The organism is Nocardia elegans NBRC 108235 (assembly GCF_001612845.1).
GTDB lineage: Bacteria > Actinomycetota > Actinomycetes > Mycobacteriales > Mycobacteriaceae > Nocardia > Nocardia nova.
Genome location: NZ_BDBF01000011.1, coordinates 137,146 through 151,455, shown reverse-complemented (window position 1 = coordinate 151,455; position 14,310 = coordinate 137,146). Strand labels below are relative to the sequence as shown.

Here is a 14,310-nt window from a genome sequence, read left to right as displayed (position 1 = left end):
CTCCTCATATCTGTCACTGCCACATCCGCCGCATCACCAGCAGGCCCTGATCCTCGTCGTCGAGCACGGTGGTGTCGGCGACGGCGCGGTCGGGCTGTTCGACGATGGCGCGCAACGTATTCCGGAACGCGGTCTCGATGATCCGGGCGTCGTCGGCTTCGAAACTGTCCTCGGCGTAGAACACCACTGCCTGCACGGCGTCGCCGGGCAGCAGGGAATTGGCCGGGAAGATCATCAGCAGCAGCGCGTTGTCGGTGGCGCCGCCGCCCTCGAACGACACCAGCTCCAAACCGCCCTCGCGCAACGAGGTTTCCAGTTCGTCGCGGCCCGGCGGATAGGACTGGAAGACGAACATGCTGTCGAACAGCTTGCGCGCCGCCGGGCCCGACCGTCCCGCCGCCCGCATCGCCGAGGTGAGCCGGTACTGGTGATACTCCATGAGATCCACCCGGTGCCGCTGCATTTCGGCGAGATGGTCGCGCCAGGTCCGGTCGCCGGCCAGGTCGATCGCGACCGGAATGGTGTTGGCGAAACAGCCGACCGCATGGTCGACGCCGTCGAGGTCGGCGGGCCGGCCCGACACCACCTCGCCGAAAACCGTTGCCTGGTCGCCGGTGACGTATCGCAGCGCGTTGGCCCAGGCGAGCTGGCAGACCAGACTGAAGGTGGCGCCTTGCTCGGCGGCCAGTTCGGTGGCACGCGCGACCGTGTCGTCGTCGAGAACGAACGTGCGCCCCTCCGGTACGCCGCCGCTGTCGGGCGTGCGGGCCGGGGCGACGAGGCACGGTCGCACATCCTCGAGGTAGTTCCGCCAGGCCGCCTCGGTGGCCTCCTCCCGGTCCCGGGTGAGGCGCAGGAACCGCGCGAAGGTGTCCGGATCGCCGAGTGGCTCGCCCCCGCGTCCAGCGTATTCGGCGAAGATCTCCCGCGGCAGCAGCTGCCCGGACCAGCCGTCGGTCAGCAGATGATGCGAGGTCAGCACGACCGTGTGCCGGTTGCCGGGCAGATGCACCACGGTGACCCGCAGCAGCGGGCCCTGGGTGAGGTCGAAATGTTCCGCCTGGTCGGCGCGGAAGAAGTCGTGCAGCCGCTCCTGCGCGTCGGGCAGGTCCACGAAGTCGATCTCGCGCACCGGGATGCTCATGTGGTCGGCGACCACCGCATAGGGCTGTCCCGCATGCGACACCGAAATCGACACGCGCAGATTGGGATAGCGGTTGAGCACGGTGTCGAAGGCCGCGGACAGCCGCGGCAGGTCGAGTTCGCCACGGACCCCGATGAGCGTCTGCACGTTGTAGACGTCGTTGCCCGCGGAGCCGAGCGCGGTGAAGTACAGACCGGCCTGCAGCGGGGCCAGCGGGTAGATGTCCACGCATCCGCGATACAGCGCCTGCCAGCGATCCAGATCCGGCTGGGTCACCTCGTCGGCGACCACGTCGCTGGGCGTGAGGCGGCGAATTGGGTTGTCGCGCACCGTCTTCACGAGTTCGCCCAGGCCCTCGGTCCACAGCTGGGCCAGTTCGCCGGCTTCGTCCACGGACAGCGGGCCAGCCGGGAACCGGAAGGAGGCGTGCAACCGCACACTGTCGCCGTCGGCAAGTGCCACGGTGTTGACGTCCAGCAGCGCCGGGGCCGGCATGGCCGGATCCGCATGGCCACCCAGATAGCCGAATTCCGGTGCGGCATCCCAGGTTCGGACCGAGTCGCGGTCCGCGGCGGACTCGGCGAATCGGCCCATGTAATTGAAACTCACCTGCGGCGAGCGTGAACCGGCCAGCTCGGCGCGGGTCTCCGGGTTGAGCCGGCTCAGCAGTCCCCAGCCGATCCCCGATTCGGGCACCGCGAGCAGTTGCTCCTTGACCGCCTTCACCGCGGATTCGACCTGCTCGCCCGCATCCGGAATGCGCAGCGAGACCGGGTAGGTGGTGGTGAACCAGCCGACGGTGTTCGCGAGATCCACTCCGCTGAACAGGGTTTCGACCCGGCCGTGTCGTTCCATCGTCACCGCGACCGCATCCGCGTCCCGGTCGCGGCGGCGGCGGAAGCGATGGATCGCGACCGCGAGCGAGGCGACCTGGATGTCGAGAAAATCGCAGCCGAAAGCCGTTGTAGCCGTGCTCATCAGGAACGCGGTGTCGTCCGCGTCGAGGGTGGCGGTGACCTCGCGCACGGCCGCGACGGTGTCGACGGCCGGGTCCAGGGCGCGACTGCCGAGCGGCGGATCCACCGCTTCGGCGGCCGCGCGCCAGTACGGCAGTGTCGCGAGGACGGCGTCGCTGTCGGCCACCTGCACCAGGCCGGTGTTCCAGGTCTTGACCGAGGTCCCCGGCTGCGGTTCGACCGTCGTGGCCGCGACACCCCACAGTCCACGCAGATCGTCATGCAGCACACGCCAGGACACACCGTCGACCACCAAGTGGTGGACGACCAGCAGCAGCCGCCCCTGCGTTCCGTCGGCGGAGTGCACCCAGGCGGCGGCGAGCATGCGCCCCGCGTCGGGGTCCAGCTGCGCGCTCAGCTCGACCAACTGCGCATTCAGCTGCGCACCCGCGGTGCGGTCCCAGTTCTCGTCATCGATCACGACCTCGGCGAGGGTGGGCGGGGCGGTCGGCTCGTCCGGTTCCGGGACGTAATAAGCCGTGGCGCCGAGGGGACCGGTGCCGAGCCGGGCACGCAGCATCGGATGGCGTGCGGCCAGCGCCGAGACGACCTCGGCGATCTGCTCGCGAGTGCTGTGCGCGGGCGCCACGACCGCGGTGGCCTGGGTATAGGAGCGGTAGTCGTCGGATTGTTCGGTGAGCAGGGCAGCGATGGGATTGAGCGGGATCCAGCCGGCCGGGCTCTCCGCCTCGACCAGGGCCGGGCCGCTGCTTTCGGCGATCGGCTCGCACGCCGCGGCGATGCGGGCGATCGTGCGCGCGTCGAACAGCGCGCTGGTGGTGATCAGCAATCCGTACTTCTTCAACGCCGACGCCATCCGGATCGCGCTGATGGAATCGCCGCCCAGGGCCAGGAAATCGTCGTCGGCCGCCAGCGCGGTGGTATCGCCGAGGTGCAGCACCGCGCGCACCACCTCCGCGACCGCGGCTTCGGCGCCTTCGCGCAGTTCCCGCCCGTGCCCGGTGCTGCCACCCAGATCCGGCTGCGGCAGGGCCCGGCGGTCGAGTTTGCCGTTGGCGGTCAGCGGCAGTGCCGCCAGTTTCACGAGTGCCGTGGGGATCATGTATTCCGGCAGGCGTTGCGCCAGTGCGGCTTTGATGCGCTCGGTGTTCTCGGCGTCGCCGGCGGTGGCGAACTCCGAGTTCGCCTCGGGCACATAGTAGGCCACCAGCGCCAGGTCGTGGCTCGGCTCGCCCTGCGGCACGGTGATCGCGACGGCGGAGGCGATACCGGGCACGCGGCGCAGCACGGTGCCGATCTCACCCAGCTCGATGCGATGTCCGCGCACCTTGACCTGATCGTCGACCCGGCCCAGATATTCCATGCGGCCCTGCGAATTCCAGCGCACGATATCGCCGGTGCGATACATCCGGGCCCCGGGCTCACCGGCGAACGGGCATGCCACGAAGGCCCCGGCGGTCAGATCGGGGCGGCGATGGTAGCCCTGGGCCAGCTGCACGCCGCCGAGGTAGAGCTCACCGATCACACCGGGCGGCACCTGCCGCAACCGCTCGTCCAGCACGTACACCGACGAATTCCATTCGGGCAGGCCGATGAGCGCCGGTTCGAGCGCGGTACCGGCCGCCTCCTCGGTGTTCGTCCGCCCGGCGAAGTCCTCGTGCATGAGGTCCATCGACCCCTCGGTGGGGCCGTAGAGACCGAGCACCGTACCGCCGAAGAAGCGGCTCGATTCCTCGACCAGCGCCGGCGGCACCGCCTCGCCGCCCAGATACACATAGCGCATGGATTGCAGCCGCGCCGGGTCCGGCCCCGCATCGATGAAGGCGCGAACCACACTGGGCACCAGCGAGATCTGCGTGATGCGGTGCCGGTGGATGATATCGGCGAGCGCCTCCACATCGGCCTGCCACCACCGCGGCGGCGGCAGCACCGTCGCCGATCCGGTGCACAGCGCGTTCACCAGCTCGAAGACCGAGACGTCGAAGCCGATCGGCGCCTTCTGCAGGATGCGCTCCTCGCCGAAGCCGAGGTAGTCGCGCATCCACTGCACATGGTTGGCGATTCCGCGGTGGTGGATCACGACACCTTTCGGGCGGCCGGTGGTGCCGGAGGTATAGAGCAGATAGGCGGGGTCGAGCGGATGCAGGGGCCGCGGCAGCTCGCCCGGCGACAGCTCCGAGCCGTCCAGCGCGGACAGCCGTTCGATCACCGACTTGTCGCTGAGATCGATTGCCGCGACATGGCTTTCGAGGGCAAGTTCCCTGTCGGCCGACATCAGCAGCAGCGCCGGCTCGGCATCGCCGAGCATGTACTCGATGCGGTCGAGCGGATAGCTGGGGTCGATCGGGAAATACACCGCGCCGACGCGCAGCACCGCCGCGAACGCGATCGGCAGCCGCTCACTGCGTTCGGCGTAGACGCCGACTCGATCGCCGGGCCGCACGCCCTCCGCGAGCAGCAGGCGCGCGAGCCGGTTCACCCGGGTGTCGAATTCGCGGTAGGTCAGTTCGATATCGCCGAACACCACGGCCGTACGGTCCGGGTAGGTGCGCGCGGAGGCGCGGATCATCGCGTCGGCGGTCTGCGCCTCGATCGGCACCGCGGCGCCGTGCGACCACTGCGCCAGCGCCTTACGATCGGTCGGCGACAACGTGGCGAGCTCCGATACCTTTCGGTCGGCGGTCGCGGCGGCGAGCACGAGGTCGATGTATTCGTGCAGGCGATCGATCGTGACGGGATCGAAAAGATCGGTGCGATAGGTGATCTGGACGTCGGTCCGATCACCGTGCATGAAGGTCTCCACCACCAGCGGCAGCAGGGCCGCGCCGTTGTCCATCAACTCCCAGCTGGTGGTGGCGCCCGGAAGCTGGGGGCCGTCGATTTTCTGGTGCAGGAACAGCACCATCGTGTCGAACAGCTGGGAGCCGACGTTGCCGGTCGCGGCGTTCACCGCGCGGACGATGCCTTCCTGCGGAAAATGCTTGTGCCCGAACGCGTCGGTGATCACGCCGCGCACGTGCTCGACCAGCTCGGCGAAGCGCTGATCGTCGCGGCCGGCGATGCGCAGCGGGAGCATATTGCCGAGATTGCCGATCAGCAGTTCCATCCCGGACTCTTCGCGGTTGGCCACGGTGGTGCCGATGACCATGTCGGTGCGCCCGGTCATCTCGCGCAGCGCGACGTAATAGGCGGCGAGGAACACCGAGAACGGGGTGGTGCGCAGGTCGGCGGTGAGGCGGCGCAGCGTCGCGTCGGCGGCCGCGCTCAGCGGGCGATCGCAGCGGGCTCCGCGTTCGGTGGCCGCGACCGGGCGGCGATCGTAGGGCAGCTGCAGTTCCGGCAGTTCACCGTCGAAGCTGTTGCGCCAGAAGCGAATATCCTCGGCATGGTCGTCGGCGGCGAACCGGTCGGCCTCCCATTCGGCGAAATCGGCGACCTGTAACCGCAGCGGCTCCACCGTGACCGGGCCGGTCAGTGCCTGCCGGTAGAAGTTCTCCACATCCCGCGAGAGCGCGGGCAGTGTCATACCGTCCCACGCGATGTGCTGAATGACCACCACCGCGACCAGTTCACCGGCGGATATGCGAACGAAGGTCACCCGCAGCGAGGACTCCGATGTCAGATCGAAGGTTTCCCGGGCCGCGGCCTCGGTCAGCTCACGCAACCGCTGCCGGGCCTGCTCCTCGGCGAGACCGGACAGATCCTCCTCCACCAGCCGGGGCGGCAGGTCGGAATGGATCCGCTGATAGGGCTCACCGTCCTCATCGGTGTGATAGGTGGTGCGCAGCACCTCGTGCCGCTCGACGAGCGCGGCGAAGGCCGTGCGCAGGGCGCCCACATCGATCGGCTCGGCGTCCGCCGCGCCCTCGAAGGTCAACGCCAGGCACAGGTTGTAGGCGGAGCTGCCGGGCGAAATCTGCTGATGCGCCCACACGTAACGCTGGCCGAACGACAACGGCGCCCGTTCCGGATTCCGGCGCACCGGCACAGCCGCGGCGGTGGCCAAACCCTCCTCGGCGAGCCGAGCGGCCATCGCTACCTGCAGGTCTTCCAGCGAACGCATCTGACGAACCAATCTGTCTACAACGAAAACTCGGGGCCTGTGCTGCGGTGGCTCAGTTCCCCGCCGAGGCGAGAGCCGAATCGGCCTGTGCCGAATGAGGCTGGGGCACCGGCACTTCGGCCAGCTCCAGCAGGATTCGCGAGACCTGCGCCAAGCGACCCGGGATGGTTTCGTCGGCCTGCAACTGCGCGGCGATGCGGCGCACCGTCCGGCCGGCGAATACCGCGGTGACACCGAATTTCTCGACCGCGAGCAGTCCGCGCACCTGGGCGGTCAGCGTGGTGGCCAGAATCGAATTGCCGCCGATCTCGAAGAAATCGGTTTCCACACCGAGGGTGTCGACACCGAGAATCTGCGCCGCGATATAGGCCAGCGCCGCCTCGACCTCGTTCGCCGGCGGCACCGCGGATGCGCCGGCGTCGGGCGCGCCCGCCTCCATCAGCCGCCGGATCGCCGCCCGGTCCAATTTCCCGTTGGGAGTCAGCGGAATCTCGGACACGGTTTCGATCAGGTCCGGAATCATGTGGGCGGGAAGCAGATCCCGCAGCGCGGCCCGCAGTTCGTCGGCGGTGACCACCGCGCCGGCCCGCACCGCGGCCGCCAACCGGCCGGAACCGGTCACCAGCGCGACGGCCTGCTGCACGGACGGCAGTGTGGTCAGGGCGGTTTCGACCTCGCCGAGTTCCACGCGGTAGCCGCGGATCTTCACCTGATGGTCGGCGCGACCGAGGAAGTCGACGGTGCCGTCGGGCAGATAGCGGGCCAGATCGCCGGTGCGGTACCACCGCAGGCCGCCGTACTCGACGAAACGCTGCGCGGTGCGTTCCGGATCGCCGCGATAGCCGTCGGCCACACTGGTTCCGCCGATCCACAATTCGCCGACGACCCAGTCGGGGCAGTCCTCGCCGCGCTCGTTCACCACGCGCATCGCCACATTGGCCAGCGGCGTGCCGTAGGGCACCGCGGTGCGGTCGGCCGGGAAGTCCTCGGTCACTTCGCAGACGGTCGAATGAATCGCGGCCTCGGTGGCTCCGCCCAGACCGGCGAAACGCAGGCCGGGCACCAGGGCGCGCAGGCGACGGGCGAGTTCGGCGTCGACCCGGTCGCCGCCGGTGACGACCACCCGGAGGGTGCGCAGGTCCTGCGCGTCGGCGGAGTCCAGCAACATCCCGATCAAGCCGGGCGCGCAATTGAGCACGCTCACTTCGTGTTCGGCGATCAGCCGGGCCCACGCCCGGGCGTCCCGCTCGATCTCGGCGTCCACACACACCAGCGCACCGCCCAGCGCGAGCGGGGCGAAGATGTCGAAGACCGACAGATCGAATTCCAGCGACGACAGGCCCAGCAGGCGAGCGTGCGCGTCCAGGCCGAAATACGCCGCGAGGGCGTCGACGGTGTTGGCGGCGGCCCGATGGCTGACCTCCACACCCTTGGGCTCACCGGTGGATCCGGAGGTGAACAGCACGTAGGCGACGGCATCCGGATCGCTGGCGTAGGCGCGATCGAGGCGACGACCCGCCAGCGCGGTGCTCAGTGCGATCGGGGTGACATCGGCCGGCAGCTCGAGCGCCGCATCGGTGAGCGCGACCCGGGCGCCCGCGCGGGCCAGAATGCGGTCGCGCCGCGCCGACGGCTGACCGGTGCCGATCGGCACGTAGGCCGCGCCCGCGGCCAGCACACCGAGTACGGCCGGAATCTGCCGATGCCCCTTGGGAACGATCACCGCGACGGTATCGCCCGGCCGCACGCCCGCATCGGTGAGCGCTGCGGCCACCGCGAGCGCCTGATCGGCCAGGTCGCCGTAGTCGCAGGCACCGCCGCGCCGGCGCAGGGCCTCGGCTTCCGGCTTGCGCCGGGCCCGGGCGAAGAACTCACCGTGCAGGGTGCGCGCCTGCCAGTCGGTGAAGGTGTCGTTCACCCGCTCGCGCACCGCGCGCTGCCGCACCGGCAGGTCGATCGACAGCGGTGCGTTCCAGTCCGCGCCCGGCTCGGCGAGGGTCAGCAGCAGGCGGCGGAATTCGGCGAACATCGCCGCGACCACTCCCTCGGGCATGGCGTCGCGGCGCACATCCCAGTTGACCAGCAGTCCGCCGCCCAGTTCGGCGACCTGCGCGTCCAGATCGACCTGCGGGCCCTGCGACAGAATCCACACCGGCTCGCCGAACAGCGCGGTGACCCGATCGGAGAAGAGCTCACCCAGGTCCAGTCCCGAGGTGAACACCACCGACGGCGTCACCGGACCACCACGCGACCGGCCGAGATCACGCAGCACATCCAGGCCCTCGTATACGGAATGCACGGCGCAGGTGTGCAATTCGCGCTGCAGGCGCTTGGCGCGGGCGACCATCGATTCCGGCTCGCGGGCATCGACGTCGACCAGCACCGAGTTCGTGAAATCACCCACTACGCGGTCGATGTCGTCGTGCAGCGGCTCCCGGTCGAACAGCGGGACGTTCAGCAGGAAGCGCTGCCGCGCGGACCAGCGCGCGATGGTCTCGGCGAACACCGTGGCCAGCGCGACCGCCGGGGTGACACCGTGACTGTGGGCGAGTGTGTCGAATCCGGCCTTGGCCTCGGGTTCGAACCAGTGGTGCAGCCGGATGCTGCGGCTGGGATCGGTGCGCTCGTCCTCGGCCAGGACCGGCAACGACGGGATATCGGGCAGGTCGGCGAGCCGCCGCTCCCACCAGGCCTTGGCGGCCGAATTGTCCGGCGCGTGGCGCGCTCTGGCGTCGAGATATTCGCGGAAGGTGTAGCCGACGGTGTCGGCCGGATCGGCGTCGCCGTCGTACAGCGCGGCCAGATCGTCGAGAATGCGCCGGTAGCTCAACGCGTCCGCGGCGAGCATGTCCACATCGACGTGCACGCGGTGCGCGCCGCCGGGCAGCAGAGTGACGGTGATGTCGACGACCTGACCGGATTCGACATCCATCCGCTGATGACTCTTGGCCTGGCGCAGGCGTTCCAGTTCCGCGTCCGGGTCGGCGGACGTGCGCAGGTCCTCCACCCGGAACACCGGGAGCAGCGGCTCGGGCAGCACGCGCTGCGTGCCGGCGTCGGTGAACTGCGCCCGCAACTGCGGATGGCGGCGTACCAGGCGGTCGACCGCGCGGCCCATCCGATCGGCATCCAGGCCGCGGCCGTCGAATTCGACGTAGAGATGGGCGGCGACACCGCCGAGCTGCTGGTCCTGGCGGCGACCGACCCAGTAGGCGTGTTGCATGGTGGCGAGGGCGAATTCCTCGCCCTCGGTGAATGTCGCACCGTCGGTGGCAGAGTCGGCACCGCTGTCGGCGGGGGCCGGTTCGGGGGTGGCGCCGAGCAGCTCGGCCCATGCCGAGATCGTGGGTGAGAGCGCGAGTTCGGAACTGCGGACCTCGTGGCCCTGTTTGCGCCAGCGACCTGCCAGGCGCATCAGTTTCATCGAATGCATGCCCAGGCCGACCAGATCGTCGTCGTATCCGATCGATTCGGGTTGGATCCCCAGCTCCGCCGCCACGAGGTCACGAACGTCAGCCTTGCCGAGCATCAGACAAACTCCTCACCGGCCGGAAATCGGGCCTCACCACCTACTTCAAAGGCTAGGCTTGCCTAACCTGCAAGCATAGTAGCCCACCGGCCCCAACTGCCGTAGGGGTGTGGTTTGGCTAACCTAACCCAGCTACCCTAACCCCATGGGCAAAGGCATCAACGGCGTCATCCTCAAGGCACTGCGCGCGGACGACTACCGGCTGACCGTCACCTCGGTGCGGCAGATCGGCGACAAGTACCTGCGGCTCGGCTTCACCGGCGGCGGGCTGCTGACCGACCATCCCGTCCATCCCACGCAGTGGATCCGCATCTGGTTCCCCGACGACAACGGCAACCTGCAACAGCGCGGATACACCCTCGTGGATCCCGATCCCGGCAACGACGCATTCGATATCGAATTCGCGCTGCACGGCGGCCCGGCCTCACAGTGGGCTGCGCGGGCCACGGTCGGTGACGAGATCGACGCCACCGTCATGGGCTCGAAATTCGCGGTGCCCGAACCGGTTCCGTCGGAATTCCTGATCTTCGGCGACAGCGCCTCACTGCCGGCGATCAACTCGCTGCTGGACGCGATCGGCGAGACGCCGGCCCGGGTATGGCTGGAATGGCAGGAGGAGTCCGAGCAGTCGCTGCCGGTGCGCACCGGACCGAAGACCGAGGTGACCTGGGTACAGCGAGTCAACTACGGTCAGCTGCTGCGGCAGGCGGCCGACTCGGTCACCTGCTCCCCCGACGCCTTCGGCTGGGCCGCCTGCGATGCCGCCACCACGCGCGCGATCACCAAATCGCTGAAAGCCAAACTGCCGAAGCACAATATCGCCGCCCGCGGCTACTGGCGGTGACCCGCACGCTGCCACCGGGCGTCACCACGCACCGGGCGGCGGTCACGGCATAGGTGCGTGACCGCCGCCCGTTCGGCGCCGAAACCTCAGGCCGACACCAGATGCCAGCCGTTCGCCCGGGACCGCTCCGACCAGAATCCGGCATAACGGCCGCCGAGTTCGAGAAGTTCGGCGTGCGTGCCCCGTTCGACGATCCGGCCCGCCTCCACGAACAGAATCTGGTCGGCGTGGGCGATGGTGTCGAGCCGATGCGCCACCACGACGACGGTCTTGTCCCGCGTCAGTTCGTGAATGCCGCGCACCACCGCCGCCTCGCTGTGCGGGTCGAGGGCGCTGGTCGCCTCGTCGAGCAGCACGATCGGCGCGTCCTTGAGCAGCGCGCGGGCGATCGAAACCCGTTGGCGCTCACCGCCGGACAATGCCGCACCGCCCTCCCCCACCGCCGAATCCCAGCCGTCGGGCAGCCGGTCGACGATCTCGTCCACCCGGGCGATCTCCGCGGCCCGGCGCACCTGCTCGGTCGTGGCGTCCGGATTGCCGATGCGGATGTTGTCGGAGATGGTCTCGTTGAACAGATAGACGTCCTGGAAGACCAGCGACACCTGGCGCAACAGGGTTTCCGAGGGCTGCCGGCGCACATCGTGACCGCCGACGGTGATGCTGCCGGAACCGACGTCGTAGAACCGGGAGGCCAGCTTCAGCAGCGTGGTCTTCCCGCCCCCGGACGGGCCCACGATGGCCGTGGTGGTGCCGCTCGGCACGGTGAAAGATACGCCGTCGATGACCTTCTCACCCTCGCGGTAGCCGAAGTCGACATCGTCGAAGACGATCTCCGGCGCACCCGGCGTCACGGGGTCGGCAGCCTCGGCCAGATCGCGCTCGGCGAGGAAGTTCGTGATCCGGTCGGCGGCGTCGGCGGCGCTGCGGATCGCGGTGCTCAGCTGTGCGGCCCGGTTGATCGGTTCGATGAACCGGGAGGTCACCGCGATCAGCGCGATCGTGGCCGGGATCGAGAGGTCGCCGCCGGTCCCGCGCGCGACCACCACCGACACCACGATCAGGAAGACGATCTGCACGCACAGCGCGAACACCATCAGCCCCGGCACACTGGCGACGATCATGCGCTTGGCGGCCGCCTCCTGTTCGCGCAGTGCCCGGGTGAGTGCCCGGTTGCCCGCGCCCACCGCACCGAAGGCCCGCAGCACGGGCTGCGCCTGCGCGAACTCCACGACCCGCGAATTGGCTTCGGCCGCAGCGGCATCGAGCCTGCGGTCGGCGCGGGTGTAGCTGGTGCCGGCCCAGCGGCTGACCAGCAGCAGCACCGGCAGGCTGATCAGCATCACCAACGCGATCCGCCAGTCGATGAAGGCGACCCCGATGGCGACACCCACCGGAACCAGTACCGCGGTCAGCACGGGTGCGAGCAGATAGTTGACCACACTGAGGATTTCGCGCACGCCGGCGACGACCATCCGCGAGAGGGATCCGGCGTTGGCGGTGGCGAACCAGCCCAGCGGCAGCGTGCTCAGATGATCGCCCAACCGGGTCTGCACGCCGCGCAGCATGCCCACGCCGATCCGCAGGCCCACCAGCAGCTGCTGATACGAGCACACCGAGGCGACGAGCACCGCGAGCGCCAGCCAGGCGGTCCAGCGCCACGCGCGGCCGAAATCGCCGTCGAACAGCGCCTGCAACACCGGAATCAGCAGCAGATAGGCCGCGATCTGTCCCAGCGCGCCCGCGCCGATGAGCGCCACATGGCGCGGCACGTAGCGGCGCAGTTCCGGCGGAACGAGGGCGAAGATCTTCCTGATCACCGCAGTTCTCCTTCGGAGTCGGAACCGGTCGCCGCGGCATCGGCGCCGGGCCGGGTCAGGGCGCCCACCGATGCCTGATTCTGTTCCCAGAGGCGCTGATAGAGCCCGCCGGCGACCGACAGCGTGGCGTGGTCGCCCGTTTCGGCGAGTTCGCCGTTGTCCAGCACCAGGATTCGGTCGACTCCGGTGATGGTGTGCAGCCGGTGCGCGATCACCAGCACGGTGCGGCCGGCGACCAGGACGGCGAGCGCGTCCTGAACCGCGGCCTCGGATTCCGGGTCGGCGAAGGCCGTGGCCTCGTCGAGCACCAGCACCGGCGTGTCGGCCAGCAGAGTGCGGGCGATCGACAGGCGCTGCGCCTCACCACCGGACAGCACCGCGTCGACGCCGATTTCGGAGTCGTAGCCGCGCGGCAGTTCCAGGATCCGATCGTGGATCTGGGCGGCGCGCGCGGCGCACTCGACGGCGGCCGCATCCGCCTCGGGCCGGGCCAGCGCGATGTTGTCGCGGATCGTCCCGCGAATCATCCGCACGTCCTGCAGGACGAAACCCACGGTGCGGTAGAGCTCGGCGGTGGAGTACTCGCGGACGTCCTTGCCGCCGATCGTGATTCGCCCCGCGGTCACGTCGTAGAAGCGCGGCAGCAGCCGGGCCAGGGTCGACTTGCCGGAACCGCTCGGGCCGACCAGTGCGGTGATGGAACCGGGAGCGAGTTCGAAGTCGACCTCACGCAGCACGGTTCGATCGGCGCGATAGCCGAAGCTCACCTGCTCGAACCGGACCGCGAGTCCCGTCGCGATGCCGTTGCCGGCCACATCCGCAGCCTCGGCGTCGCCGTCGGCCCGCACCTCGAGTTCGGGTGTCTGCTGCAATTGGTGCAGGCGCAACGCCGCGGCACCGCCCTCACGCAGCGCCTGCCCGCCGAAGCCGATGCCCAGCAGCGCGCCGCCCAGCCCGATGCCGAGCAGCAGGAACGGCAGGATGTCGACCGGATCGGTCCAGCCCAGATCGGCGAAGCCCACACCGGCCACCACCACGACCAGCATGAGCAGCACCGGGGTCAGCAGGATCTCGGCGGCCGACTGCAGTTTGGTCATCGGCGTCTTCCAGGCCAGCAGGCTCTCGGCGGTGTTGTCGACCGCGCGCTGGAAGGTGCTGTGCGCCTTGCGAGCCCGGCCGAACGCCCGCACCACCTGAATGCCGTCGACGAATTCGATGACGGACTGTTCGATGGCGCGTTCGTTGGCGTCGAAGACGGCGAAACGCTCCTGATGCGCCTTACCCATCATGGCCGCCAGGCCGCGCGTGTAGAGCACCAGCGGAATCAGCAGGATCAGGGTCAGCCGCCAGTCGACGGTGAACAGGTAGATCAGCGCCACCACCTGCACCGTCACCGCGCCGACGAATTCGAGCCGGGCGTGCGCGACCAGATAGTGCAGGGCCTCCACATCGTCCTGCAGGAACTTCTTCACCTCACCGGAACTGCGGTCGGTGAACCAGCCCAGCGGCACCCGGGTCAGCTTGGCCGCCAGCAGTTGTCGCAGCGTGAGCTGGAACTTCGCGTCGACCATATGGGTCCAGACCAGCGCCGCGGCCTGCAACAGTCCGCGCAGCACCAGCACCACGACCGCGGCGATCACCAGCGTCCACACCCGATCCGTGTCGATCGGAGCGGACAGCAGTTCGCGGCACGCCTCGACGATCAGGATGAACGGCACCACCGCGCAGATCGAGGAGGCCACGACGACCAGGCTCGCCAGCGACAACGCACCGTTCACCGGCGCCAGCACCTGTTTGCGGGCCAGGCCGTCGGCGCGGCGCTGCTGTTCGATCGCGACCCGGTCCGGTTCCAGCGGTGCGTCGGGCGTGGTGGGCGGCACCGGCCGCGCTGCCTCCGGCTCGGCCGGATCCACGGTCTGAACCGTCATCAGTCCTT

The 14,310-nt window shown here is 69.2% G+C and carries 5 protein-coding genes; 1 reads left to right on the top strand and 4 read right to left on the bottom strand.

Annotation, left to right across the window (positions count from 1 at the left end):
• Positions 1 to 13: 13 nt before the first annotated feature.
• The gene (locus NE2_RS09820) at positions 14 to 6,184 is read right to left on the bottom strand and encodes a non-ribosomal peptide synthetase (protein WP_063025645.1); all 6,171 of its coding nucleotides are present in this window, start codon (positions 6,182 to 6,184) and stop codon (positions 14 to 16) included.
• 52 nt (positions 6,185 to 6,236) lie between these two features.
• Entirely contained in the window at positions 6,237 to 9,713 is a 3,477-nt protein-coding gene (locus NE2_RS09815) for a non-ribosomal peptide synthetase (RefSeq protein WP_063025644.1), read from the bottom strand.
• 145 nt (positions 9,714 to 9,858) lie between these two features.
• On the opposite strand from NE2_RS09815, the gene NE2_RS09810 reads away from it, so the two are divergent.
• Positions 9,859 to 10,557, top strand: coding sequence for a siderophore-interacting protein (locus NE2_RS09810; RefSeq protein WP_063025643.1), 699 nt, complete (start codon positions 9,859 to 9,861; stop codon positions 10,555 to 10,557).
• Positions 10,558 to 10,643: 86 nt separating this feature from the next.
• On the opposite strand, the gene NE2_RS09805 is transcribed toward NE2_RS09810, so the two are convergent.
• Positions 10,644 to 12,374, bottom strand: coding sequence for an ABC transporter ATP-binding protein (locus tag NE2_RS09805; protein ID WP_063025642.1), 1,731 nt, complete (start codon positions 12,372 to 12,374; stop codon positions 10,644 to 10,646).
• Positions 12,371 to 14,302, bottom strand: coding sequence for an ABC transporter ATP-binding protein (locus NE2_RS09800; RefSeq protein ID WP_063909341.1), 1,932 nt, complete (start codon positions 14,300 to 14,302; stop codon positions 12,371 to 12,373). The genes NE2_RS09805 and NE2_RS09800 overlap by 4 nt, the downstream gene beginning before the upstream one ends.
• Between the last annotated feature and the right edge of the window lie 8 nt (positions 14,303 to 14,310).

Bases quoted from the DNA above. Each gene is read 5' to 3' on its own strand.
- NE2_RS09820 (WP_063025645.1), bottom strand. From the start codon at position 6,184: ATGCGTTCGCTGGAAGACCTGCAGGTAGCGATGGCCGCTCGGCTCGCC.
- NE2_RS09815 (WP_063025644.1), bottom strand. From the start codon at position 9,713: ATGCTCGGCAAGGCTGACGTTCGTGACCTCGTGGCGGCGGAGCTGGGG.
- NE2_RS09810 (WP_063025643.1), top strand. From the start codon at position 9,859: ATGGGCAAAGGCATCAACGGCGTCATCCTCAAGGCACTGCGCGCGGAC.
- NE2_RS09800 (WP_063909341.1), bottom strand. From the start codon at position 14,302: ATGACGGTTCAGACCGTGGATCCGGCCGAGCCGGAGGCAGCGCGGCCG.